Below are 24,949 nucleotides of genomic sequence, written 5' to 3' on the forward strand. Positions count from 1 at the left end.
GTCATTCCCTCAGGCGCCGGCGGGGCATCCGCCCCTTGGCTATCCTCAGTTTCCAGTCCGCTACGCTCCCCGGAAACTTCCGGCGGACGCGGTCGCGTCCTATGGCGAAAAGGTCACTTTCGGCCGCTGAGCGCATTCACTCGGCCGGGGCCAGCGTCGCGGTGTTACGGCGACGGTTGATGAACAGCACCATGATGGCGGTCAGCACGCAGGCTAGGCCCGCGACCTGGAACGCCGGGAAGTAGCTGCCCCATTCGGTGCGGATGATGCCGGTGCCATAGGCCGCCAGGGCCGCGCCCATCTGATGGCCCGCCCCCACCCAGCCGAAGACCACGGGCGCGTCGCGCCGGCCGAAACGGTCGGTGACCAGGCGCACCGTGGGTGGCACCGTGGCGATCCAGTCCAGGCCATAGAAGGCCGCGAAGACCGACAGGCCATACAAGCTGAAACCCGACAGGGGCAGGTAGAATAGGGACAGGCCGCGCAGGCCGTAATACCAGAACAGCAGCTTGCGGCTATCCACCCGGTCGGACAGCCAGCCGGATCCGGTGGTGCCCACCAGGTCGAACAGGCCCATGAGCGCCAGCAGGCTGGCGGCCATCACCTCGGGAATGCCCTGGTCGAAACAGGCGGAGATGAGGTGGGTGCCGATCAGGCCGTTGGTCGACAGGCCGCAGACGAAGAAACTGCCGAACAGCAGCCAGAAATCCACCGATTTCGACGCCCGGCCCAGCGTGGTGAAGGCGATGACGATGGGGTTGCCGCTGCCTTGCGGCAATTCATCCTCCGGCGTTCCGCCCAGGGGCGCCAGGCCCACGGCGCGGGGGCTGTCGGGCAGCAGCAGGCCCACCAGGGGCGCCAGCACAAGGGCGGCGGCGCCCACGGTCAGGCCCACCGCCTGCCAGCCGAAATGGGTGGCCAGGGCGGCCATGCCCGGCAGGAACACCAGCTGGCCGGTGGCCGAGCTGGCGGTCAGCAGACCCATGACCAGGCCGCGCTGCTTGATGAACCAGCGGTTCACCACTGTGGCCGCCAGGGTCATGGAGGTAAGGCCGGTGCCCAGGCCCACCAGCAGGCCCCAGGACAGCATCATCTGCCAGGGTTGGGTCATCAGGGTACTGGTGATGGTCGTCACCGCCAGCAGGCCCAGGCCTGTCAGGATCGTGCGCCGGACGCCGACCGCCTGCATCAGGGCGGCCGCGAATGGGCCCATGAAGCCATAGAGGAAGATGTTCAGCGACACCGCCGCCGCGATGGTGGCGCGGTCCCAGCCCAGCGCCTGTTCCAGGGGCACGAACAACACGCCCGGGGCCGCCCGCACCCCCGCCCCCACCAGCAGGGTGGTGAAGGCGAGGGCCGCCGCCACCCACCCATAATGCATGCGCCCGTCCACCTGCCGGGCCAAGCGCCGGGCCAAAGGTGGCGCGGAGCCAAAGGAATTCTTGGGGGCGGTCACATCGGTCATGGCGGCGCTTATCCGATCGGGGTACAGGGCGGCCCTTATAATACGGGCAATTACCCATATTTCAAGAAGCCTTGAAACCCAGAGCTTTCCGGGTGTCATATGGCTGTCACGACGCTGTCATAGGCGGCTGGACAAAGGCTTAACGCGCCCCTGCCCTTCGTCTAGCACTATCCTATTTTGTTGAAGACTTCGGCCTATGAGGGGCGTAAGCTTTTGAAACGCGGCATGACCGCATCAAGGCACCGATTGTCGCCCGATGACGGATGCGTCAATAAAAGAAAATATACGCTGGCGCCAGTCTTGTTGCGCTGGCGGTCAACGGGATGGAACTACTACCAGAACCGGACCATCGTCTAAGGCACTCAAGGCGATCTCGCCTTTATCCCTTGAACAGATAGCTGGAGGGAACTATGGCCACTGACAATTTCGTCGAAAGCCTGCGCCAGAAGCATGCCAGTCTGGAAGACCGTATCCACAGCGAACTGGCACGCCCCTATCATGACAGCGCCCTCGTGCAGCGCATGAAATTCGAAAAGCTCAGGCTGAAAGAGAAGATCGACGAACACACGCGGCACTGATCCGCCGCGGGCCACTGGCCATGTGGGGCCGCCGTCCACCCGAACCGGGTGCCGGGGGCCTGAAAAAATCAAAGACCGGGTGGGCCTCCCCATCCGGTCTTTTTTCATGCCGATTTCAACGCGCGGCGGACGAGGGGCTATTTCCTGTAAAGCCCCTGGTATTCCTGGCGCAGCAGGTTCTTCTGCACCTTGCCCATGGTGTTGCGCGGCAGGTCGTCCACGAACAGCACGCGCTTGGGCTGCTTGAACTTGGCCAGGCGGCCATCCAGAGCGGCCAGCACGGCGGCCTCATCCACAGCCGCGCCCTTCTGGCGCACCACCACGGCCGTCACCCCTTCACCGAAATCCGGATGCGGAACGCCGATGACGGCGCTTTCCACCACGCCGGGCAGGCCGTCGATCTCCGTCTCGATCTCCTTGGGGTAGACGTTGTAGCCGCCGGAGATGACCAGGTCCTTGCCCCGGCCGACGATGTGGACATAGCCCCGGGCGTCGATCTTGCCCAGGTCGCCGGTGATGAAGAAGCCGTCGGGGCGGAATTCGGCCGCTGTCTTCTCCGGCATCTGCCAATAGCCTTTGAAGACGTTGGGGCCGCGCACCTCGATCATGCCGATCTCCCCCTGCGGAACGGCAGCGCCCGTCTCCGGATCCACCACGCGCAGCGCCACGCCCGGCAGGGGAAAGCCCACGGTGCCAGCCACCCGGTCGCCGTCATAGGGGTTGGAGGTGTTCATATTGGTCTCGGTCATGCCGTACCGTTCCAGGATCGCCAGGCCGGTACGGGCCCGCCAGCTGTCATGGGTTTCGGCCAGCAGCGGGGCGGAGCCGGAGATGAACAGCCGCATGTGGGCCGTCGCCTCCTTGGTCAGACCGGGATGCTGCAGCAGGCGGACGTAGAAGGTCGGCACACCCATCATGGTGGTGGCGCGCGGCAACTGGCGCATGACCTCGTCGGCATCGAACTTGGCGAGGAAGATCATGGTGCCGCCGGCCAGCAGCAGGGTGTTGGTGGCCACGAACAGGCCATGGGTGTGGAAGATGGGCAAGGCATGCAGCAGCACGTCGCGGCCCGTGAACCGCCAATAGTCCACCAGGGTCAGGGCGTTGGAGGCCAGGTTGTCATGGCTGAGCATGGCGCCCTTGGACCGGCCGGTGGTGCCTGAGGTGTAGAGGATGGCGGCCAGGTCGTCGGCGCCACGGTCGATGTCCGCAAAGGTGCTGGACTGCTCCAGCGCCGCCGCCAGCAGGGTGCCGGCATCGGCCGCCCCCTGGCCTCCCAGCGTTTCCACGGCGGCCACGCCCTTGGCCTGGGCCAGTTCCGTCATCGGGCCCGCCTTGGCGGGATCGCACACCACCAGGTGGGGGGTGGCGTCGCCGATGAAATAGTCCAGTTCCGCCAGGGTGTAGCCGGTGTTCAGCGGCAGGTAGATGGCGCCCGCCCGCACGCAGGCGAGATAGAGCATGATGGCTTCGGCGCTTTTCTCCACCTGCACCGCCACACGGTCGCCCGGCTTCACCCCCCGGGCCACCAGCAGGTTGGCCATGCGGGCCGACAGCGCCGTCATCTCGCCATAGGTCAGTGTCCGCTCGGGCTGGCCCTTGGTTTCCGGAATGATGATGAACGGCGTCTCCGGTGCCGGCATGCGGCTTAGGATCAGGGAAAAAAGATGGTTGGCCATGGCGGTCACACTCCGGCGTCTTCTTGGGGCGTTGTTATTATTGAGGCTCAAACAACGGGGGGCGGGGCGGTATCGGTGGCGGGGCGGGCGCGTTTGGACACCCCGGTCTTGTCAGGCTTGGGCGGTTTGGGTTCGTCCGTGCCGCTCTCGGCCTTCAAGTGACGGCGGACGGCCGCTGCGGCCACCACCTCGCCCTTGTCGGCGTAGCGCTCGTGGTTGGTTTCGATGTCGTCCAACTTATAGAGGTAATTGACCATCAGGCCATGCGATTGGGTCAGGCCCTTGGGCGACAAATCGCCCAGGAAGTTCAGGCGTTCCAGCCGGGCGCCATTGCCCAGGTGGAAGCGGGCGACCGGGTCCACCGGCTTGTTGCCACGGGACTTGGCCTTCAGGAAATAATGCGCCGCCGCCTGCAGCAGCACGGGCGACACGGTGGCGGCGGTGCCCGGATCGCGCTGCCAATCCGGCTGATCCAGCGCCGCCAGGATGGCCTTGTCCGCCGCCGCCAGCACGGCGGACGCCTCGTCCCCACGTTCCCGCGCCAGCCATTTGGCGAAAGCCGGCACGGGCGACAGGGTGACGAAGGTGCGCAGGTTGGGCAGCTCTGCCCGCAAATCCTCCACCACCTGCTTGATCAGGAAGTTGCCGAAGGAAACACCGCGCAGCCCCTCCTGGCAGTTGGAGATGGAATAGAACACGGCCGTGGTCGCGTCTTCCTCTGCCATGGGCGCGCGGCCCTCCGCCAGCAGGGCGTCGATGCTGGCCGGGATGTCCGGCGCCAGCGCGACCTCCACGAAGATCAGCGGGTCGTCGGGCAGCTGGGGATGAAAGAAGGCGAAGCAGCGGCGGTCGGCCGGCGCCAGGCGGCGGCGCAGATCGTCCCAATCGCGGATGGTGTGCACCGCCTCATACTGGATGATCTTTTCCAGGATATTGGCCGGGGTCGTCCAGTCGATGTGGCGCAGCACCAGGAAACCGCGGTTGAACCAGCTGGCCAGCAGGTGGCTGAAGTCCGCGTCCACCGCCTCCAGCGCCTGCTTTTCCACCCCCTGCGCGTCGGCCATAACCCGGAACAGGGCCTCGCGCATGCGCACCACCGCCTCGGTCCCGCCGGGGGCCAGGTTCAGGCGGCGGAACAGTTCCTGCCGCCGCGCCTCGGCCGCGTTGTGCAGGGCCAGCGCCGTCCCGGCGCCCGGCGCCGCGCGATAGGCGTTAATGGCTTTGTCCAGCTTGATCGGGTCGGGACCGAAACGATAGGCCAGGTCCAGCAGGAAGGCCCGCTGGCCTGCGGTGTCGAGCCGCGCCCACTGGTCCAGGATCTGCCCGGCCAGCGCCACGCCGGAGGCCTCGCCCCGGCCGGATAGCAGGGTGTCGCACAGGGTGGGCAGGTCGCGCTTGGGCTGCCCCTTGGCGGACAGCGGCATCAGCTTGGCCGCATCCTCCAGCAAATCCTCCACCATGGGACCGTGACGGCGCACCAGGGCGCGGCCGCGGTCGGCGATGGTCGTCAACATGGACCGGAAGAAGGTGCTGCTGCTCATGGGCTGGACCTCATGGCCTTGCAAACTTGAATGGGCGAACCTGGGTGGCGAACCATGGATAGCGGCGAACGTCACCGCACAATGGTAGGCCGGCCGAGCGTACCCGCCAAGGCCGGCGGAGGACTGGACACGGCCTGGGGTGTCGACATGTTGGACACGAAGTCGGACAGGCCGTCGCCCTGGATGCCGATGTGGCGACGCATCAGGTTTTCCGCCCGATCGGGGTCGCCCTCAAGCAGGGCGCGCACCACGTCGTCATGCTCCTGTACCGACTTCGCGACACGCCCCAGTTGGTGCAACTGGTTGCGGCGGTAAGGGGATAACCGGTTGCGCACCCGCCGCGTCTCTTCCTCCAGCTGGCGGTTGTGGCTGCCGGCGTAGATCACCTCATGAAAGCGGGTGTTCATGGCGTAGTAGACGTCGGGGTCGCCGGCCGCCGCCAAGCGCTGACATTCGCCATGGACGGCCATCAGATCCGCCCGTTCCGCCGGCGTCATGCGACGGGCCGCCAGGCGCGCGCACAGGCCTTCCAGCACGGCCATGATCTCGAACAGTTCAAGCACCTGGCGCACGTCCAGGCCGACCACCACAGCACCTTGCCGCGGGCGTATTTCCACGAAGCCCTGGGCGGCCAGCATCTTCAACGCCTCCCGCACCGGGGTGCGCGAGGTGCCGAAACGCTGGGCCAACACCTGTTCGTCCAGGCGCATGCCGGGCAGGGCGCGGCCGGCGCAGATGTCGTCTTCCAGCGCACGGGCCAGTTGCTCGGAACGGGTTTCGGGAAGGGCCATGGGTCACCTCATCCGGGTGGGGCAGGCGTTATTGGCGGCCGCCGGGCCCACACTTCACTGCCTGGTTTTACGCATACACCAGTCGTCTTCATGCATGCAAGATAGACGATCTTGCGTTTCAGCGATTGACGGCCCCGAGCCGCTCTGACATGCTTCGATCACCCAAGCATCTGCAAATAAAGACATATTTCGCGATTGCAGCATTTACTGAGCAATTGCGGAAGCCGGGAGGATCAGCGCGCCGGAGTTGGCGCCCAAGTGCTTGAGCGGGCCGCCACATCCAGCCCCGCCTTTCTCTATTTCCTTGTCAGAACCGACGCTTCAGGCCCAACCCCAACGCCGGACCAGAAGAAGACCGGCGCCTGCCCACGGTGAGGAACACGCCCCCATGTCGACCGATCAGACGCCCAACACCGCCTTGTCGCGCCGCGCCCTGCTGGGGGGCATGGCGGCCAGCCCCATCGCCCTGACCCTGGGTGGCACGGTGCTGAGCGCCGGCGGCCTGCTCCCCACCCGGGCCCAGGCCCAGACCACCCTCAAAATCTCCCACCAGTTCCCCGGCGGCACGCTGACCGAGGGCGACTTCCGCGACCGGCTGTGCCGCAAGTTCGCGGCGCAGGTGGAGGCGGAGACCAAGGGTGCGTTGAAGTTCGAGGTCTACCCCGCCTCCTCCCTCATGAAGACGGTGGCGCAGCTGCAGGCCCTGCGGAAGGGCGCCTTGGACTTCACCCTCTATCCCATGCCCTACGGCGGTGGTGAGATACCGGAGATGAACCTGGGCCTGATGCCCTGCCTGGTGACCAGCTATGAGCAGGGCCTGGCCTGGAAGAAGAAGCCCATCGGTGAGGCGCTGACCAAGGCGCTGGAGGCCAAGGGCGTGAAGATCCTGACCTGGGTGTGGCAGGCGGGCGGCGTCGCCGCGCGCGGCACCCCGGTGCTGCATCCCGCCGACGTGAAGGGCATCAAGATCCGGGGCGGGTCGCGCGAGATGGACATGATGTTCAAGGCGGCCGGCGCCGCCGTCTCCTCCATTCCATCCAACGAGATTTATGCCGGCATGCAGACCGGCAACCTGGACGCCGCCGTGACCAGTTCCACCAGCCTGATCTCCTTCAAGCTGGAAGAGCAGAGCAAGAGCCTGACCGCCGCCCGGCAGAAAAGCTTCTGGTACATGCTCGAACCCTTGATGATGTCCAAGACCGTGTTCGACGGCCTGCCCGCCGCCCAGCAGAAGGCCTTGCTGACGGTGGGTGAGTCGCTGGAGCCCTTCGGCATGGAAGAGGCCAGGAAGGACGACCAGCGCGTGGCCGAAATCTATGCCAAGGCGGGCGTGAAGGTCGTCGACATGGACGACAAGGTGATGGACGAATGGCGCGCCATCGCCCGCGACACCGCCTGGAAGGATTTCGCCGATCGTTCCGCCGAGGCCGCGGCCCTGCTGAAGCTGGCCGAGGATGTGGCATGAGGGCTGCCGAGCTCGATAAGGGGCCAGGGGCTGCGCGTCTGCCCCGGGGAACGGCGGCTCCCATCCGCTGGGCGGGCATGGCCTTGGCCTGGACCAACCGCGTCATCGCCACGGTGGCGGCGGTGGCGGTGGTGGCCGCTGGCATCGTCATGACCGAAGAGGCCTTGGCCCGGTACTTCCTGCACCAATCGTCCGACTGGCAGGATGAGACCGCCATTTTCCTGCTGGTTGGCGCCACCTTCCTGTCCGCGGCCTACGTCCAATCCCGCCGGGGTCATGTCGCCATCGAGGCGGTGGGCGGGCTGCTGCCCACAGGCGTGGAGCGCGTGCGCCGCTGGGTGGCGGACCTCATCTCCTTCCTGTTCTGCGGCTTTTTCTCCTGGAAGTCCTGGGTGCTGTGCCATGAGGCCTGGGTGGAGGGCTACGCCACCTTCTCATCCTGGGCGCCGCCCTTGTGGATCCCCTACCTCGCCATGTCGGCGGGCATGACCCTGCTGACCCTGCAGATCGCCCTGCAACTGCTAGCACCCCAGGCGGTGGATGCCCCTATGGAAGGACGCGCCCATGGGCACGGTTGAGATCGGCCTGCTCTACGGCGGCGCCACCCTGGTGGCCCTGTTCGCCGGCCTGCCCATCGCCTTCGCGCTGGGCGCCGTCGCCGTGGTCTTCATGTACTTCTTCATGCCGGCGGCCTCGCTGGATACCGTCACCCAGAATGTGTACGAGGAGATGGCCAGCATCACCATGCTGACCATCCCCCTGTTCATCCTGAAGGGTGCAGCCATCGGCCGGTCACGCGCCGGGTCCGACCTCTATTCCGCGCTGCATGTATGGATGGGCCGGGTGCCGGGCGGCTTGGGCGTGGCCAACGTCTTCGCCTGCGCCCTGTTCGCCGCCATGGCCGGCAGCAGCCCCGCCACCTGTTCCGCCATCGGCAGCGCCGGCATTCCCGAGATGCGCCGCCGCGGCTATTCCCCCGGCTTCGCCGCCGGCATCATCGCCGCCGGCGGCACCCTGGGCATCCTGCTGCCGCCCTCGATCACCCTGATCCTCTATGCCGTCGCGGCGGAACAGTCGCTGGGCCGCCTGTTCCTGGCCGGCATCGGGCCGGGCGTGCTGATGGTCGTGCTGTTCGCGATCTACGCCGTGGCGCGCTATCGCCAGGAGAAGGCGGCGGCCACGGCGGCTTACGCCCAGGGCGGGACATGGTCGGAGCTTCTGCGCACCGACACCTTCACGGCGCGCGAGCGCTTCGCCGCTATTCCCCGCGTGCTGCCCTTCGTCATCCTGCTGATCGGCGTCATGTTCGCGCTGTACGGCGGCATCGCCACCCCGTCGGAAACGGCGGGCTTGGGTGCTGTCCTCGCGTTGGTCATGGTGGCCGGCATCTACCGTATCTGGCGACCGGGGCAGATGGGTCCCATCCTGATGTCCACCCTGCGGGAGTCCACCATGCTGATGATGATCATCGGCATGTCGCTGCTGTATTCCTACGTGATGAGCTACCTGCACATCAGCCAGGGCGCGGCGGAGTGGATCGTGGGCATGCACCTGTCGAAATGGGTGCTGCTGGCCGCCATCCTGGCTCTGGTGGTGGTGCTGGGCTTTTTCCTGCCGCCCGTCAGCATCATCCTGATGACCGCACCCGTCATCCTGCCGCCACTGAAGGCCGCCGGCTTCGACCTGATCTGGTTCGGCATCATCATGTCCATCGTCATGGAGATGGGCCTGATCCACCCGCCGGTGGGCCTGAACATCTTCGTCATCAAGAACATTGCGCCGGACATCCCCCTGCGCGACGTGGTGATGGGGGTGCTGCCCTTCGTGGGCCTGATGCTGGCGTCCATCCTGGCGCTGTGCCTGGTGCCGGGCCTCGCCACCTGGCTGCCCGGCGCCGTTTACGCCGGGTGAACCAGCCGCCAAGAGGAAGGGGCGGTCCCGCCGGGGGCCGCCCCTTTCTTTTTTTCGGATTTGGCCCTCGCGTCAGGCCGCGTCGGTACGAATCTCGGCGACCACGCCATCGACCACGGTCTGCAACTTCTCCACGCGGCCGGACAGCAGCTTGGACAGGTCGGCGATGCCGTCGGCGGAGCCGTTGGTGTCGGTCCACGCCGACAACGTCTCCTCACACCCCCGGGCGGCGGCACCGGCGCTCTGCACCGCCTCCGCGGCGCTGCGGGCGATCTCCTTCGTGGCGGCATCCTGTTCCTCCACCGCCGCCGCGATGGCGGAGGTGGCGGCGTCCACGTCGAAGATGACGGTGGCGATGGATTCGATAGCGTCGGCCGCCTCTTGCGTGCTGTCGCGGATGGCGGCCACCTTCTGGGCCACCTCCGACGTCGCCAGGCCCGTCTGGCCGGCCAGGTTCTTCACCTCCGACGCCACGACGGCGAAGCCCTTGCCCGCCACGCCGGCGCGCGCCGCCTCGATGGTGGCGTTCAGCGCCAGCAGGTTGGTGCGTTCCGCGATCTCGCTGATGGTGGCCAGCACGCTGCCGATGCTGGAGGCCGCTTCCGACAAGCCGTTGATGATGGCCTGGGCGGAGCGCGCCCGCTCCGCCGCCTCGCGCGTCACGCCGGAGGAGCGGGCGACCTGGCTGCTGATCTCGGCGATGGCCTCGGACAGTTGCGAGGCCGCGTCCGCCACCTGCGACGCGCTGTCCAGCGCGTCCCCGCCCGAAGCGGCGATGGCGCCGGCGTTGTCCGACCCGCGCCGCACCAGGGCGCGCAGATCGTCGGCACAGCCGCGGGCGTCGGTGGCCGCCCCCGCCACCTCGCCCGCCAGGCCGCCGACGTCGCTTTCCAGGCGCCGCGCCAGGGCCAGCATCAGGCGATTGCGTTCGTCCCGCGCCTGGGCGGCCATGGCCTCGCGCGCGGATGTCGCCTGGGCCAGTTCCTCATGCGCCTGGCGGGCGTCGGCCAGGGCCTCGTCCGACCGCTGGAAGGACCGGGCCATGGTCTGGGCCAGCCAGGCCAGCAGGGCGCCTTCGAACACCACCAGCCAGACGTACATCAGGATGCGCAGGTATTCCCCACCGCGGACGCCCGCCGACTCCGGAACCGCCAGCCCGCCGACGATGAAGAACATCGCCACGGCCGCCGCGGACGCCGCCAGCGTGCGCCCGTCGCAAAAGCCGGCGGACACGGCGACCAGGATGTAGACATAGACCTGCATGCCCGTCTGCCACGGGTTGCCGGCGAAGGCCCAAATGGACAGGGCGCCGGCCAGGGGCAGGCAGGCGGCCAGCACCAGGCGGCTGGCCGGGGGCGGCAGGGTCGCCCAGGCGCCCGCCGCCGCCAGCACGACCAGCAGCGTCGCCGCCGGCTGGCGCCAGTCGAACCCGCCCAGAACCACCAGTTGGGCAGCCAGAAGAACGAAGATCTGCGCCACCAGCAGCGTCAGCACCAACAGCGTGGTGGTGCGGCGGACACGGTCCAAGGGCGACAGATTTGCAGCAGAGGCAAGCGATGCGGCAGGCATGGGGCCAATCTCCCGGAAAAGGTTTTCCCAGATAACCGTTCCCGGTACGCCTCGCCTTGACTTGGATCACTAATGTGCAATGAAGCCGGGCCCCAGTGGGAGCCCCATTTGGGTCCCGAGAATGGCGCGGGAAGCGGCGATCAAAAGAACGCCTGGCTCAGGTTCTGCTGCGGCGCCTGCACGGGGGTCGCCAAGGTCTCCACCGACGCCAGCCACTGGAAATAGCTGACCACGACCACGCGTACGGCGCTGGACAGGCTGGTCTCGTCATCACGCGAGCGGTCGATCACGTCCAGCAACTCGGCGATCTGGCAGCCTTCCTGGCGGGCCAGCAGGTCCAGGCCGGTCCAGAACTGTGGCTCCAGCCGCATGGAGGTGCGGCGGGTGCCCACGCGGACGCTACGCGGCACCAGGGACCGCGGCGCCGTGGCCTGATGCACGGCGGCCAGAACCGGAAACGGAAGGCGATGGCTGGTCAGTACGGTCATATCCGTGCTCCGAGACAAGGATCCGGACGCGCTACCGGAGCGCATTATCCGGGGGTGTGATGGCGGTCCTTATCAAAGCGGGGGAAATGTAGTTACATAACTGTAGACTCATACAGGGTTAGGCGCTTTTGACGCGAAAGAGGTGCCCCAACCCGTCAATCGCGCGCCCCTCCCCGGGCCTCTCGGACGCTTTCCCATGATCCTGGACGAAGCCCTAAGCCGGTTGGGCCAGCCTGACAATCCCGAAGATTTATTCAATACATTCAGCGAGTTGGCGCGGGACCTCGGCTACGCCGCCGTCAGTTACATCGACAGCCGCCCAGGCCCGGCGCCGGGCGAACCGGACCTTTTCGTGCGCACGACGGTGCGGGAGGATTTTCTCCACACCTACCTGTCCGAAGGGTATATGAGCCATGACCCGCTGATGGTGATGGCGAAACGGCAGGCCGCCCCCCTGACCTGGGCCGACGTGCCGGAGTTCCATGCCAGCCTGCAGGCGCCCTCCAAGCTGGATCTGCCGGCGCGCGGCCGGGCCAAGCAGGATGCCCAGCGCGCCATCGCCGTCATGACCTCGGCCGCCGATCACGGCTACACCCAGGGCTACGTCATTCCCACCCACACGGTGGACCCGCAGGGCCGCCTGGCCTCGGCGGTGGTCAGCCTGTTCTGGACGCAAAAGCCGGAGGGGCTGATCAGCCCGGATTCGGCGCCGGCGTGGCTGCGCCTCAGTGCCCTTTATTTCCATGAACGGGTGGTCAGCATGCGCCTGACACCCGTTACCCCGCCGCCGGCACTGACCCAGCGTGAGCAGGAGGCCCTGGTATGGGCCAGCCGGGGCAAGACGGTGGAGGAAACGGGCGAGATCATCGGCGTCTCCGGCCGCACCGTGACCTTCCACCTGCAGAATGCGCTGGAAAAGCTGGGCTGCTACTCCAAGATCCACGCCGTGGCCAAGGCCATCCAGATGGGCCTGATTTATCCTTAAGTGTGCTTCAGGCGCCAGCGGCCGCATCCGCGGCCTCGGCTATCCTCGCTCCGCCCTACGGTGCTCGCTGCGGGGCTCGCGGTCGCGAGCCTGGAAGAGGGACGCAGAAAAGGGGCGCCGGGGGTCAGCCGGCACCCTGCTCATCGAGGGAGCCTTAATACTGCGACGCGCGGCGGCGGCTGACCAGGCGCTGCAGGTACTGGCCGTAGGGGCTGTTCTTGTAGGCCCGGGCCTGGGACAGTACCGCCTCTTCATCCACGAAGCCCAGTTCGAGGGCGATTTCCTCGGGGCAGCCGATCTTCAGTCCCTGGCGATGCTCGATGGTGCGCACGAACTCCGCCGCCTCCAGCAATGAATCGTGGGTGCCGGTGTCCAGCCAGGCGGTGCCGCGGCCCAGGCGCTCCACCAGCAGGTTGCCTTGCTGCAGATAGACGTTGTTGACGTCAGTGATTTCCAGCTCGCCACGGGGCGAGGGCTTGATCTCGCGGGCAACGTCCACCACCCGGTTGTCATAGAAGTACAGGCCGGTCACCGCCCAGTTGGACCTGGGCTCCTTGGGCTTTTCCACGATGCTGATGGCGCGGCCCTGCTCGTCGAATTCCACGACGCCATAGCGGTGCGGATCCTCAACCCAATAGGCGAAGACTGTGGCGCCATCCTTCACCGAGGCGGCCTTCTGGGCCTGGGCGCTCAAGCCCTGGCCGTAGAAGATGTTGTCGCCTAGCACCAGGGCGCAGGGGTCGTTGCCAATGAAGTCCCGGCCGATGATGAAGGCCTCGGCCAGGCCGTTGGGCGCCGCCTGCTCGGCGTAGGACAGGTTGATGCCCCACGGCGCGCCATCGCCCAGCAGGTCCTGGAACAGGGGCAGGTGGTGCGGCGTGCTGATCAGCAGGATGTCGCGGATGCCGGCCAGCATCAGGACCGACAGCGGGTAATAGACCATCGGCTTGTCATAGATGGGCAGCAGCTGCTTGCTGACACTCTTGGTCAGGGGATGCAAACGGGTGCCGGAACCGCCCGCGAGGATAATGCCCTTCATTTGAACAAGCCTTGTATTTTATAAGGTTAAAGGAAAATCTCAAATTGCTGCGTCAGGATTGGGCCGGCAGCAGGACATCCAGGCTGCGGGCCAAGCTGTCGGGCCAGGCCGGCGCCCGCCAGCCGAAGACTTGCTCCAACAGCGCGCAGTCCAACACCGAATTGGCCGGTCGCTTGGCCGGGGTGGGATAGTCCGCCGTGCCGATCGCCACCAGGCGCGGCACCTTGGCGCCCCGCGCCTGGGCTTGGGCGAATATCTCCGCCGCGAAGCCGTGCCACGTTGTGGCGCCGGTGCCGCACAGGTGATAGGTGCCGAAGCCGTCGCGCTGCCCGTCCAGGATGCGGTTGCCCACCGCCACCAGGGCGTCGGCGATATCCGCCGCCGCCGTAGGACAGCCGTGCTGATCCGCCACCACGCGCAGTTCTTCCCGCTCCGCGCCCAGGCGCAACATGGTCCTCAGGAAATTGGCGCGGTCGGGGCCATAAACCCAGGCCGTGCGCAGGATGACGTGCGCCGGCAGCGCCGCGCGCACCGCCTGCTCGCCTGCCTCTTTCGAGGCGCCGTAGACGCTGACGGGGCCGACGGGGTCGGTTTCCACGTACGGGCCTACCTTGGTGCCGTCGAAGACATAATCAGTCGACAGATGCAGAAGGGGCGTATTGCGCACGGCACAGGCGTGAGCCAGCGCCGCCGGGCCGTCACGGTTGGCGGCATAGGCCGCGTCGGGCTCGCCCTCGGCCTTGTCCACGGCCGTGTAGGCGGCGCAGTTCACCACCAGATCGGCGGCCGACACTGCCCCCAGGACGGCATCGGCGTTGGCGATGTCCAACGCCTCGCGGCCCGGGGCCGAGACTTGCCAGTTGGCCGGCGCCACCCGCTGGAAGGCCAAGCCCACCTGCCCGGCCCCGCCCAGCAGCAATACCCGAACGCTCCCCACGCTCTCCCCCGTCATAAGCGGCCCCCTCAGCCGACGGCGGCGGCGGTGGGGGCGGTCACGCCCAGGCGCTGGCCGGAATACTTGGCCTCACGGATGGGCTCCCACCACCAGCGATTCGCCAGGTACCAATCGACCGTGCGGCGGATGCCTTCCTCGAATGTCACCGACGGCTCCCACCCCAGCTCGCGCCTAATCTTGGAGGCATCAATGGCATAGCGCTGGTCGTGTCCCGGACGATCAGTCACGAAGGTGATCAGATCGCGGCGCTTGGTGCTGCTGGGCAGGCGCTCGTCCAGCAGGTCGCAGATGGTTTCCACCACGTACAGGTTGCGCTGCTCGGCGTTGCCGCCGACGTTGTAGCGCTCACCCGGCACGCCCTTGCGCACGATCAGCACCAGGGCACGGGCATGGTCTTCCACGAACAGCCAGTCGCGGACGTTGTCGCCCCTGCCATAGACCGGCAGCTTCTTGCCCTCCATCCCGTTCAGGATCATCAGCGGGATGAGCTTTTCCGGAAAGTGGAACGGGCCGTAGTTGTTGGAGCAGTTGCTGAGCAGCGTCGGCAGGCCGTAGGTGTGGTACCAGGCGTTGACCAGATGGTCCGACGCCGCCTTGCTGGCGGAATAGGGCGAGTTGGGCGAATAGGCGGTGTCCTCACGGAACAGCCCCTCCTCACCCAGCGAGCCATAGACCTCGTCGGTGGAGATGTGGTGGAAGCGGAAGGCGGCCTTGCGCTCCTCCGGCAGGGCCTGCCAGTACTCACGCGCCGTTTCCAGCATCACGTGGGTGCCGTTGATGTTGGTGCGGATGAAGATGCCCGACCCCTCGATCGAGCGGTCGACATGGCTTTCCGCCGCCAGGTGCATCACGGCGTCCGGTTGGTGGCGCTTGAAGATGTCGCGCATGGCCTCGACATCGGCGACATCGGCCTTTTCCAGGACGGCACGGCCGCCGGCCAGAACCTCACCGATGGCTTCCAGGCTGGCCGCGTAGGTCAGCTTGTCCACGCACACCAGGTCGTCCTGCCCTTCGGACGCCAACAGGCGGCACACCGCGGACCCAATAAAACCGGCCGCACCCGTCACCATTATCTTCACGCGCCAAACTCCTTGAAGACCCTCGTCCTGCCATCCCGGGCGGCAGGTCTGACAATGCGCCCGAAAATACAACTCCGCCCCGGCCAAAAGCAAACCCGGTGATGTACGTCCTTATCGTTCCGACACGGCGAGCCGACAGAGCATCCGCAATGTCCCGCCAAAAGTAGGGTTGCCCGGCCGCTGGTGGTACACCCTGTCGCCATCAACCTAGGGCAACGCGAATAAACAACTGCTCGCGAGCCTACGCTATAGGTCTGCGTCATAAATCACGGAGGACCGCGGCCGGGATATTGACGTACGACCAAAGCAACCGTGACGAATGCGCCGAATACGATACTGTTGAAGACGAAAAAACGCCCGTCAATACAGGGCACCATATGATCAAGCGGACCTGAGAACGGAGAGAGAAATGGCTGGCAAGAGCGGACTATTGATCACCGGCGCCGTTATCGTGGTTCTGGGTGTGCTGGCCCTGGCCGTACCCATGTTTACCACCAAGGACACCAAGGAACTGGCCAAGATCGGCGACCTGAAGGTCACCGCGAAGGAAGAGAACACCCACGTCGTCCCCCCCTTCGTCGGTCCCGCCGCCCTGATCCTGGGCGTCGTGTTGATGGGTGCGGCCCTGGTGCGCCGCTAGGCCAATGCGCTGTCAGGCGGACTGGCGCAACGCGTCGGCGAACTGACCCACGTGGCTTTTCAGATCGCTGGAGCGGGCGGCGATTCCGCCGGCCACGTCGCGCACGGTATCCGCTGCCCGCCCAGTGTCGCGGGCGGTGCGCGCAAGGCCGACGACGTCGGCGGTGATGGCATCGGTGCCGTTGGCCGCCTCCTGAACGTTGCGGGTGATTTCCGCCGTGGCGGAGGCCTGTTCCTCCACCGCGGACGCAATGGATCCAACCATGGCGCTGATGGCGGTGATCATCTCCACGATGTGCCCAATGGAGGTCACCGCAGCCCCGGTCGCCCCCTGAACGGCAGCCACCTGGGTGCGGATCTCGTCCGTGGCTTTGGCCGTCTGCATCGCCAGCGCCTTGACCTCGTGCGCCACGACGGCGAAGCCTTTGCCGGCCTCTCCCGCCCGCGCCGCCTCAATGGTGGCATTTAGGGCCAGCAGGTTGGTTTGCCCGGCAATGCCGTTGATCAAGTCCACGACATGGCCAATCTGGCCCGTCGCCTCCTGCAGGGTAGACACTTGGCTGGCGGCGCGGCGCGCCTCGTCGGCACCGGTGCTGGAGGTGCCGGCCGTCTCCGCCGCGCGAGCGCTGATTTCCCGGATGGAGGCGGACAATTCCTCGGTCGCGGCCGCCACCGTCTGCACGTTGGCCGCCGTCCGGTTGGTGGCCGTGGAGGCCTGGTCGGTGCGCACACTGGTCTCCTGCGCCGCCTGTGACAGGTGCTGGGAACTGGTGCGGAGGTGGCCGGCTTCTTCGTTCAAATCCCCCGACATGCCATTCATCCGCGCGACGAAGGACTCCACCAGGGCCAGCCGTTGGGCCTGCTTGGCCTCCCGCTCCGCGCGGTCGCGCGCCTGCTGCGCTTCCAATTCGTCGGCCCGCCGCATTTCATCCCGGCAGACGGTGATGGCCCGCACCATATCCCCAACCTCATCCGCGCGGTTGGCCCCGGCGAGGTCGAAGGCGAAGTCCTTGCTAGCCAGACGAGCCATTGCGTGCGTGACCCGGATGATGGGCTCTGTCACGGCACGCCGGGCGATCAACAGCGACAGCGCGACACCCACCACGATCCCCAGCAACGCCGTTGCGACCATGATTCCAAGGGTCGTCGACTGCGTGGCCGACAGGTCGGTCACCTCCTCGGCGATGCGGGCGATCCCGCGCTCGATCAAGGGGTCGGTCAGCGCGGACGCCGCCCTCTCCGCCGTTCGCACCTGGGTCCGGAAGGTGGCCTGCGCCTCCCCCGCCTTGCCCGCCGCGACCTGGGCGCGTACCAGTTCCAGCGCCGTCATAACGTCGCGTTCCAGGGGCCCCAGGCGGCCTGCCTCCGGCGCCTTGGCCGCCACCAGCAGGGGCTCCAGCCTATCGTTCAGGTCCGCCATTTCTTTCAAACGGCTGTTGAAGCGCTGCAGGATTTCGCCGCGGCCGGCCGCTTCCTCGGCGATGAGGTTCAAGGCGTCGCGTTGCAGGGCCCGACTGGTGGCCCGAAGCTCGGCGGCGGTCAGAATCCGGGTGTTGGACTGGACCACGGCGTTGGCACCCTGATTGACCCTGGACAATCCTACCACACCCGACAAGAAGACCAGGAAAGCAACAACGGCAAGAATGATGACCGGTAACAGAATCTTCGTGCCCAGCTTCATCGTCTTCTCCCATGAAACACGGCAATGATGACTTGTGACCTGCTTTCCCCCGGCTCCACCGGCGCGACAGGATATTCAATCCTCCCGTCAACGGGCTTAACAAACTATGAATATGCTAACCATAGACTTATGGGCGCGCGGCTTTTCCCCTCACCTCCACACGCTGGCCGGTGAACGGGTTCCAGCCCGTCTCCGCCAGGGCGGCCCAGGCCGTGGCCCCCAGATGGGGCTGGTGGTAATAGCGGAAGTCGTCCGTGGTTGAGCTTGGGCCCACCGCCAGGCCGGTGCTGACCGTGCCGGCGGCGGTGGCGTAGAGCAGGCCGCCCGGTTCCCTGGCCGCCTGGACGGTGGCCAGAGCCGCCGCCGCCTTCTCAGCCTGCCCCAGCATCTTATAGGTGAGGGCCGCCTGCGCCGTGCCTTCGATCCAGACGCCGTCGCGGTCGTCGTTAAAGTCGAAGCCGCCGGCGGTGGCATGGTGCGTCTCGACCCAGGCCAGCGACCGGCGCCAATCGGCCGGCGCGTCCCCGATGCCGAGATGCGCCCACAACTGAATGTCCAGCGCCGCCCCGGGCGCCCAGTTGCGGCCATCCGGCTTGGTACCGATGCGGAAACGCCCCTCCGTCCCGTCCCAGGCCGCCGCCACGAAGCCGCGCGCCAAGGCGGCGTGGCGGGTCCAGGCGGCGTCACCCGTCAAGCGCGCCAGCCAGGTGAAGGCCGCCACGGCATCGATGTTGTGTTCCGTCGCCTTGTAATTCAGGCGCTGTTGGGCGGGATCGAAACCGTCCAGCCCGCCGATGAAACCGCCCGGCTGGGCCGGGTCCGCCATCAAGTCCGCCACCCAGAGCATCAGGCCGGCGGCGCGGTCACGATAGGCCGCCTCGCCCGTCGCCTCGTGCAATGTCAGCAGGGCCAACGCCGCCCAAATCACGTTTCCCGTGGCGCTGCCGTCCTGATAGCCGTCCTCCGCCCACTGGCCGGCCTTGTCATCCCACCAGCCCGGCGGCAGGGGCGGGCTGGCGGCGGCACCGGCGCGGTAGGCGTTACGCACCCGCCCGTCCTTGAAGGTCCGGTCCGTCGTGGCCGCCCGCGCCAAGGCGTCGCCGACAAGGCGGGCATCCTCGACATGGCCGCATGCCACCAAGGCGATGATGGTCAGGGCGTTGTCATAGGTGAACGCGCTGTGCGCCAGGGCCGGATGGGTGTCGCCGGGGTAGCTGGCCACGAAACGGGGGCCCGATCCGGGTGCAGCGCCCCGTACCGCATGCTGCAATGCAACACAGGTCTGCGCCGCTGCCGGCCCCAAGGGGCTTGCCAGGCAAAAATAGATCATCGCCAAGGCAACTTTGCTAAAATGCATGGTAATTTCCCAAAACAAACGACAAATGTATTCTCATAATTTGTCGGAATGATGGTGGCGGGGCAGTAGCCGGCCCAAATATACACCTCAACGGTTCCACCACCCCGCGTGCAACGCAGCCCAACGATGCATGCGGGACTTGTTTTCATCTTGGTAAGGTTTTGCTAATAAACCGCCCGTAAACAATTGGCCGCCGTCGCAGGTGCAGCATAAGGCTTTGGGTCCAACACCCCCTTGTGCTGCGCGGCAAAGAATGGCGGACCACCGGGGCAGCAGAGAAGAGAGATCAGCGATGAACACGAAGTTCCTGGGCATTTTGGCCACCGTTTCCCTTTTTGTCGCCGGCCCCGCGCTGGCCGAGTGCAGCACGCACGCCAACCCGCCGTCCATCCCCGATGGCGCCGGCGCCACCACCGAGCAGATGACCAGCGCCAGCGCCTCGGTGAAGGGCTACATGGCGGACATGCAGGACTTCCTGAAGTGCCTGGAGAACGACAAGGCCGCCGGTTCCGCCAAGTACAACGCCGCCGTCGACCAGATGCAGAGCATCGCCAACGAGTTCAACAAGCAGCTGCGCGCTTTCAAGGCCAAGGGCTGATTGCACGCGCGCTGAGCGCTCGATTTTAAAAAGGAAGGAAGGGCCCGCCGCCCGACCTTCCTTTTTTATTGGCTTTTTTGATAAGCCCTCCGTCAGGTGGCGGCGGACCAGTCCAGCTTGTCCGCCCGCCGCAGGGCCGGGAACAGCAGGCACCACAGCGCCACCACGGCCACCGTGCCGATGCCGCCCACCACCACCGCCAATTCCGTTCCCAGCCAGGACGCCGTCAGGCCGGACTCGAATTCGCCCAGCTGGTTGGACGCGCCGATGAACAGGCCACTGACGGCACTGACCCGGCCGCGCATCTCATCGGGCGTTCCCAGCTGCACCAGGGTCTGGCGCACGAAGACGCTGACCATGTCGACCGCCCCCATGACCAGCAGGCTGAGCAAGGCGATGGCGGGGGAATGGGTCAGGCCGAAGACGATGGTGGCCAGGCCGAACACGCCCACGCAGGCCAGCATGATGGGCCCCACCCGGCGCTTCAGCGGCCAGGCGGCCAAGGTCAGGCCCACCAGGATGGCGCCCGCTCCCGGCGCGCCGCGCATGACGCCCAGCAGCATGGGCCCGGTAAGGCCCAGAAGACCGGCATCGGCGGAGAACTGGTCGCGCGCCAGGGCCGGCAGCAGGGCGGTGGCGCCGCCCAGCAGCACCGCGAACAGGTCCAGCGAGATGGCGCCCAGCACGATGGGCTGCTGGCGGATATAGCGGATGCCGCCCAGGATCCCGTCCCAGCTGACCGGGGCACGGGTCACGGCGCGCGAGGGCGCGGATATCCCGATCACGATCAGGCCGGCCAGCGCAAGGAAGCCGGCGCCCACGCCGAAAACCCAGTCGTGCAGGCCGGCGTAGAGCACGCCGCCCAGCGCCGGCCCCAGCACGCCCGCCACCTGCATGGCGGATGAGCTGATGGCCACCGCGTTGGGGAAGTCGGCCTTGGGCACCAGGTTGGGCAGCAGGGCGGAGGACGCCGGCGCCTCGAACGCGCGGGCGGCGCCGAACAGCATGACGGCGGCATAGACCAGCCACACCGGCAGGTCGGGCGATGCCAGCACCACCCCGGTCAGGGCCATGGCTGCGGCCTCCACGCCCACGCAGACGGTGATGATCAGGCGGCGGTCCAGCCGGTCGGCGGCATGGCCGGTGACCAGTACCAGGCCTACGGAGGGCAGGAACTGCGCCAGGCCGATCAGGCCCAGGTTCATGGTGCTGCCGGTGCGGTCGTAGATGGCCCAGCCGGCGGCCACCGCCTGCACCTGCAGGGCCCCCATGGACAGGATGCGCGCCAGCCAATAGCGCAGGAAGGCCGGGTGGCGCAACGCCCCGCCCCAGCGCTTGCGGGCCGGCCCGTCATGGGGCGCGGGGTCGGGGGCGGCGTTGGAAGGGGCGCTGCTCATCACGTCTCTGCTGCTCACGGGCCAGCGGGATCGGGCACGGCGACAAAGGATCCGGCGGGGCCCGGATAGACCACCGGGCTGGCATAGCCGTCCTTGGAAACGGCCGCGACGCCAAAGAACCAGTCGTCAATGACGACATTGGGCAGGGTCACGGTGGTGGCGTCGCCGGCCCAGCGGTCGTGCTGCCAGGTGGGCGCCAGGGTGTCGCGCCACCAGGCGCGGTAGCCCACGGCGCCCGGCACCTTGGCCCAGCTCAGCGTGGTGTCATGCTTCAAGGCACCCTCGACCTTCACGTCGGCGGGCGGGGCCGGAGCCCAGGCCAGGCTGGCCATGGTCAGGGCGTTCAGGCGGGTCACCTGGGCCAGGTAGGGGAAGTCGACACCGTCAATGGTGTCGCCATACCGCACCCCGCCCTCGGTGCGCAGGTCCTGGTGCTGGCGGGTGTAGTTCTCATGCGCCTCGGTCACCCGCACGGCGGGGAAGCCCGCCTCCAGGAAGGGGACCTGGTCGCCACCGCGACCGAAGCGGTCGGTGCGATAGACCATGCGCACACTGAAATTATCCAGGTAGCGGGTGGCGATGCCGTCCATGTAACGGGCTAGGTTGCGCGAGGGACTGTCGACCTCGCCCCCGGAATAGCGGCGCTGGTTGGCCTGCTTCACCGTCTCCACCGCCTTGGTGCCTTCGGAGAAGACGCGGATGTGGGTGTTGTCCACCACGCCGTCCTCGCCCTGGGTGTTGCCGACGATGTCGTTGTTGAGGTCGGCCTCCACCTGCCAGCCCTGTTCCTTGGCATAGTCGGCCAGCACCTTGCCGCCCAGCAGGCCCTGCTCCTCTCCCGATAGGGCCGCGAACACCAGGGTGGCACGGAACTTGTGGTGGGACAGCACCCGCGCCGCCTCGATGGCCGCCGCGACGCCGGAGGCGTCGTCATTGGCGCCGGGCGCGTCGGCCGTGGCGTTCATCACGTCCGTCACGCGACTGTCCAGGTGGCCGGCGATGACGATCACCCGCTGCGGCTCCTCCGTGCCCTTCAGCACGGCCACCACGTCCATGACCTCCGTCGGGGTGGGCACGCGCTTGCCCGACACGGTCTGCGCCGGCGTCACCACGGTCAGGCAACCGCCGCAGTCCTTGGAGATGGCCTCGAACCGGCTTTTGACCCAGGCGCGGGCGGCGCCGATGCCCCGGTCGGGGGAGGTGGTGTCGGACAGGGTGTGGCGGGTGCCGAAGGATACCAGCTTTTCGATCGTGGCATGCAGCTGCGCCGGGTCCACCTGGGCGGCGATGTCACGCAGCACCGGATGGTCGTCGACGGGCCCTACGGCGGACGCCTCGGCCACGGGAGCCTCGGGTTTGGCGGGCTTGGCCCAAGCGTTCACGCCATGGAGCATGGCTCCACTCAGCAGGAGGACGGACAGCGTACGCACAGACCGATGGCGCTGAGGCATGGGGTTTCCCTGTGGTTTGGTGACTGAACTGCCGGATTATTATGGCGCCACGATGCGTTAGCGCTGACATGCAGGCAAGTGCCACCGCGCGGGGCGCATGGTCGCAATCCACAGCCCTGCCATGCCCCGCGCGACACAATTGTGTTAGGATCACGAAGGGCAATTCTCGCCCGAGGGGGTTCCGTGGGAGCGAAAATACGCAGGACCGTCCTGTTCGTCGTCATGGCGTTGATGATCGGCGGCGGCGGTTACATCATTGAGCGGCAACTTCTGTCCCACCATGCCATTTTCTGGCGCGGCCTGTTCATGGGTGGCTTCCTGCTGGCCTTCGGCATCTATTTGCTGATCGACGACTTCATCAATCCGGCGCTACGTCGCCTGCGAGCCAACCCTTAATAGTCCCCAGCCAAATGGGCCGCCGCCGCCCGCGCTATGGCTAGCAAGTGGGCATCGGCGCCGCGCGGGGCCAGCAACTGCAGGCCCACGGGACAACCGGCAGCGTCCCTGCCCACCGGCAGGGTGACCGCCGCCATGTCCCCCAGATTGGCGACGCAGCAGTTGCGCAGCGCCATCAGGTTGGCGCGGCCATAGGCCGACGGCTCCGCCAGATCGGCCAGCAGCGGCGGGGTGATGGCCACCGTGGGCAGCGCGACAACGTCGACATCGTGGAACAGGGCCTGCACGCCGTTGGCGAAGCGGTCGAGGAAGGCGACGCGCGCGTCATAGTCCAGCACATCGGCCGAGGCGCGGATACGGGGGCCGACATAGGCGTCCAAACTGGGCAGCCAGGCCGGCAGTTCCTGGCTGAGGAAGCCATAAATCTCCGCCCCCGCCAGGCCGCCCCGGCGGAACAGGGCCAAGGCCTCGTCCAATTCCGGAATGGTCACGCTGTCCACCGGGCGGAACAGACCGGTCAGGCGGTCCAGCGCGGTGTCCACTGCCGCGACCACGCCGGGGCTGCAGTCCTGCCACAACGCCTCCGGCGCGCGACCGATACGGATGACGCCGGGGTCCGTCAGCGGATCGATGACGGTGCCGGTCAGCAGGCGATAGCCTTGGGCCAGGTCATCCGCCGTCAGCGCCAGGATACCCACGGTGTCCAGGCGGGGCGACAGCGGCACGATGCCGTCGGTCGCCAGGTGCCCCCGCGCGCTTTTGTAGCCATAAAGACCATTCCAGGCCGCCGGGATGCGCACCGACCCCGCCGTGTCGGTGCCCAGCGCCAGCAGGGCGGACCCCTCATGCAGGCTGAGCGGCGCACCGGTGCTGGACCCGCCGGGCACACGGTGGTGATCACGGTCCCAGGGGTTGCGCGGCGTGCCCCAATGGCCGTTGGCTCCCAGGCCGCCGAAGGCGAATTCCACCATGCGGGTCTTGCCGGTCACGACCGCGCCCTGGGCCAGCAGGCGGCTGACCACGCCGCCCGGCTGGTTCCACAGGGGCGGCAGGCGACGGGGGGAACCGGCGAATACCGGCCATGTGCCGCCACAAACCGTTCCGGTTCCGTAATTGTCCTTAAGCGACAGGGGGATGCCGTCGAAATCGCTGAGCGGCCGGCCTGCTGCACGCCGGATATCGGCGGCGTCTGCCTGGGCGCGCAGCAGGCCGGCGCTGAAGGCGACATAGGGATTGTCGCGGGCGTCGGGCCGCTCCGCCCGGGCGGCGATGCAGGCCTCGGCCAGGTCACGGGCGGTCAGGGTGCCGTCCTTCAGGGCGGCGAGGGCGGTGGTGAGATCCATGGGACGGCGCCTTCGGATGGGGCGTTTTGCGGGGCCGGTGGAACCCTGGCATGGGGACCGTCCCGCCCGCAACCCGGCAAGAGGTGCGACAACCGGACGCCATATCCGGCCGCTATCGAATTCATATCCCCCCTGCATTTCACAGACCGGGGGGTACGGGGTTAGCGTCAGCCCATCGCAACCACCCACCAAACCTGAGGGGATTTCAAAATGCAGACCACCACTGTTTCCCGCCGCCTGGGCCTGGGCCTGATCGTCGCCACCGCCGTCGCCGGCGCCACCCTGGCCGCCGCCCCGGCCAAGGCCGCGGACATGGAGAAGTGCTACGGCGTCGTGAAGGCCGGCCACAACGACTGCAAGACCGACAGCAACTCCTGCGCCGGCCATGCCACGAAGGACCGCGACCCCGGCGCCTTCATCGCCGTGCCGGCCGGCACCTGCGCCAAGATCTCGGGCGGCAGCACCGAACCCGCCAAGAAGTAAGCCGTCGCGGCAGCGGCATGGGCCTCTGGCCCATGCCGCTGTGGGCCGCAAGCGCGGCC

At 67.2% G+C, this 24,949-nt stretch carries 23 protein-coding genes; 9 read left to right on the top strand and 14 right to left on the bottom strand.

The window, feature by feature from the left end:
- Positions 1-136: 136 nt before the first annotated feature.
- On the bottom strand, positions 137-1,465 hold the full coding sequence (locus tag FBZ88_RS09460) for an MFS transporter (protein ID WP_186464300.1): 1,329 nt from the start codon (positions 1,463-1,465) through the stop codon (positions 137-139).
- A gap of 410 nt (positions 1,466-1,875) precedes the next feature.
- Between FBZ88_RS09460 and FBZ88_RS09465 the strand changes: the two genes are divergently transcribed.
- On the top strand, positions 1,876-2,043 hold the full coding sequence (locus tag FBZ88_RS09465) for a YdcH family protein (protein WP_081486311.1): 168 nt from the start codon (positions 1,876-1,878) through the stop codon (positions 2,041-2,043).
- A gap of 137 nt (positions 2,044-2,180) precedes the next feature.
- Here FBZ88_RS09465 and FBZ88_RS09470 read toward each other — a convergent pair whose 3' ends face one another.
- From FBZ88_RS09470 to FBZ88_RS09480, 3 genes are all read right to left on the bottom strand, one after another.
- Positions 2,181-3,722, bottom strand: a complete 1,542-nt coding sequence (locus FBZ88_RS09470; protein ID WP_145616577.1) for a malonate--CoA ligase — start codon at positions 3,720-3,722, stop codon at positions 2,181-2,183.
- Between the two features lie 47 nt (positions 3,723-3,769).
- Positions 3,770-5,263 (bottom strand): malonyl-CoA decarboxylase, encoded by a 1,494-nt coding sequence (locus FBZ88_RS09475; RefSeq protein ID WP_145616578.1) that lies wholly within the window; start codon positions 5,261-5,263, stop codon positions 3,770-3,772.
- 71 nt (positions 5,264-5,334) lie between these two features.
- Entirely contained in the window at positions 5,335-6,054 is a 720-nt protein-coding gene (locus tag FBZ88_RS09480) for a GntR family transcriptional regulator (protein WP_145616579.1), read from the bottom strand.
- 388 nt (positions 6,055-6,442) lie between these two features.
- On the opposite strand from FBZ88_RS09480, the gene dctP reads away from it, so the two are divergent.
- The 3 genes from dctP to FBZ88_RS09495 are packed head-to-tail and all read left to right on the top strand — an operon-like array spanning position 6,443 to position 9,430.
- Positions 6,443-7,519 carry a TRAP transporter substrate-binding protein DctP gene (gene dctP, locus FBZ88_RS09485; protein WP_145616580.1) on the top strand — a complete coding sequence of 359 codons (1,077 nt, stop codon included), beginning with the start codon at positions 6,443-6,445 and terminating at the stop codon, positions 7,517-7,519.
- Complete coding sequence (locus FBZ88_RS09490; protein WP_145616581.1) at positions 7,516-8,097, top strand: TRAP transporter small permease; 582 nt, start codon at positions 7,516-7,518, stop codon at positions 8,095-8,097. The genes dctP and FBZ88_RS09490 overlap by 4 nt, the downstream gene beginning before the upstream one ends.
- Positions 8,084-9,430, top strand: coding sequence for a TRAP transporter large permease (locus tag FBZ88_RS09495; protein ID WP_145616582.1), 1,347 nt, complete (start codon positions 8,084-8,086; stop codon positions 9,428-9,430). Before FBZ88_RS09490 ends, FBZ88_RS09495 begins: the two co-directional genes overlap by 14 nt.
- A 72-nt stretch (positions 9,431-9,502) precedes the next feature.
- Here FBZ88_RS09495 and FBZ88_RS30775 read toward each other — a convergent pair whose 3' ends face one another.
- Both FBZ88_RS30775 and FBZ88_RS09505 read right to left on the bottom strand, forming a co-directional pair.
- Positions 9,503-10,999 (bottom strand): methyl-accepting chemotaxis protein, encoded by a 1,497-nt coding sequence (locus FBZ88_RS30775; protein ID WP_246138587.1) that lies wholly within the window; start codon positions 10,997-10,999, stop codon positions 9,503-9,505.
- 140 nt (positions 11,000-11,139) lie between these two features.
- Positions 11,140-11,487 carry a ribbon-helix-helix domain-containing protein gene (locus tag FBZ88_RS09505; protein WP_186454861.1) on the bottom strand — a complete coding sequence of 116 codons (348 nt, stop codon included), beginning with the start codon at positions 11,485-11,487 and terminating at the stop codon, positions 11,140-11,142.
- Between the two features lie 196 nt (positions 11,488-11,683).
- On the opposite strand from FBZ88_RS09505, the gene FBZ88_RS09510 reads away from it, so the two are divergent.
- On the top strand, positions 11,684-12,472 hold the full coding sequence (locus tag FBZ88_RS09510) for a helix-turn-helix transcriptional regulator (RefSeq protein WP_145616584.1): 789 nt from the start codon (positions 11,684-11,686) through the stop codon (positions 12,470-12,472).
- 154 nt (positions 12,473-12,626) lie between these two features.
- On the opposite strand, the gene rfbA is transcribed toward FBZ88_RS09510, so the two are convergent.
- Genes rfbA through rfbB form a run of 3 tightly spaced genes read right to left on the bottom strand, consistent with a single transcriptional unit; the run spans position 12,627 to position 15,545 of the window.
- The gene (rfbA, locus tag FBZ88_RS09515; RefSeq protein WP_145612378.1) at positions 12,627-13,511 is read right to left on the bottom strand and encodes a glucose-1-phosphate thymidylyltransferase RfbA; all 885 of its coding nucleotides are present in this window, start codon (positions 13,509-13,511) and stop codon (positions 12,627-12,629) included.
- A gap of 52 nt (positions 13,512-13,563) precedes the next feature.
- Complete coding sequence (gene rfbD, locus FBZ88_RS09520; RefSeq protein WP_145616585.1) at positions 13,564-14,463, bottom strand: dTDP-4-dehydrorhamnose reductase; 900 nt, start codon at positions 14,461-14,463, stop codon at positions 13,564-13,566.
- An 11-nt stretch (positions 14,464-14,474) separates the two neighbouring features.
- Positions 14,475-15,545 carry a dTDP-glucose 4,6-dehydratase gene (gene rfbB, locus FBZ88_RS09525; protein WP_145616586.1) on the bottom strand — a complete coding sequence of 357 codons (1,071 nt, stop codon included), beginning with the start codon at positions 15,543-15,545 and terminating at the stop codon, positions 14,475-14,477.
- Between the two features lie 409 nt (positions 15,546-15,954).
- On the opposite strand from rfbB, the gene FBZ88_RS09530 reads away from it, so the two are divergent.
- Positions 15,955-16,185, top strand: a complete 231-nt coding sequence (locus FBZ88_RS09530) for a hypothetical protein (RefSeq protein WP_145612381.1) — start codon at positions 15,955-15,957, stop codon at positions 16,183-16,185.
- Positions 16,186-16,197: 12 nt separating this feature from the next.
- Here the strand turns inward: FBZ88_RS09530 and FBZ88_RS09535 are convergent, their stop codons facing one another.
- On the bottom strand, positions 16,198-17,790 hold the full coding sequence (locus FBZ88_RS09535) for a methyl-accepting chemotaxis protein (protein WP_425465781.1): 1,593 nt from the start codon (positions 17,788-17,790) through the stop codon (positions 16,198-16,200).
- Positions 17,791-17,992: 202 nt separating this feature from the next.
- Positions 17,993-19,087, bottom strand: a complete 1,095-nt coding sequence (locus FBZ88_RS09540) for a YyaL domain-containing protein (RefSeq protein ID WP_145616588.1) — start codon at positions 19,085-19,087, stop codon at positions 17,993-17,995.
- A 427-nt stretch (positions 19,088-19,514) separates the two neighbouring features.
- On the opposite strand from FBZ88_RS09540, the gene FBZ88_RS09545 reads away from it, so the two are divergent.
- Positions 19,515-19,820 carry a hypothetical protein gene (locus tag FBZ88_RS09545; RefSeq protein WP_145612383.1) on the top strand — a complete coding sequence of 102 codons (306 nt, stop codon included), beginning with the start codon at positions 19,515-19,517 and terminating at the stop codon, positions 19,818-19,820.
- Positions 19,821-19,912: 92 nt separating this feature from the next.
- Here FBZ88_RS09545 and FBZ88_RS09550 read toward each other — a convergent pair whose 3' ends face one another.
- Both FBZ88_RS09550 and FBZ88_RS09555 read right to left on the bottom strand, forming a co-directional pair.
- On the bottom strand, positions 19,913-21,217 hold the full coding sequence (locus tag FBZ88_RS09550) for an MFS transporter (RefSeq protein ID WP_145616589.1): 1,305 nt from the start codon (positions 21,215-21,217) through the stop codon (positions 19,913-19,915).
- Between the two features lie 14 nt (positions 21,218-21,231).
- Positions 21,232-22,668 carry a M20/M25/M40 family metallo-hydrolase gene (locus FBZ88_RS09555; RefSeq protein WP_211102588.1) on the bottom strand — a complete coding sequence of 479 codons (1,437 nt, stop codon included), beginning with the start codon at positions 22,666-22,668 and terminating at the stop codon, positions 21,232-21,234.
- A gap of 222 nt (positions 22,669-22,890) precedes the next feature.
- On the opposite strand from FBZ88_RS09555, the gene FBZ88_RS09560 reads away from it, so the two are divergent.
- Entirely contained in the window at positions 22,891-23,064 is a 174-nt protein-coding gene (locus FBZ88_RS09560; protein ID WP_186464301.1) for a hypothetical protein, read from the top strand.
- Here FBZ88_RS09560 and FBZ88_RS09565 read toward each other — a convergent pair.
- Positions 23,061-24,407: an amidase gene (locus tag FBZ88_RS09565; protein ID WP_186464302.1), complete on the bottom strand. Its 1,347-nt coding sequence runs from the start codon at positions 24,405-24,407 to the stop codon at positions 23,061-23,063. The two genes, FBZ88_RS09560 and FBZ88_RS09565, sit on opposite strands and share 4 nt — an antisense overlap.
- A 210-nt stretch (positions 24,408-24,617) precedes the next feature.
- Between FBZ88_RS09565 and FBZ88_RS09570 the strand changes: the two genes are divergently transcribed.
- Entirely contained in the window at positions 24,618-24,890 is a 273-nt protein-coding gene (locus FBZ88_RS09570; protein ID WP_088874274.1) for a BufA1 family periplasmic bufferin-type metallophore, read from the top strand.
- Positions 24,891-24,949: the final 59 nt, after the last annotated feature.

This window comes from Nitrospirillum bahiense, from assembly GCF_007828025.1.
Taxonomy (GTDB): Bacteria; Pseudomonadota; Alphaproteobacteria; order Azospirillales; family Azospirillaceae; genus Nitrospirillum; species Nitrospirillum amazonense.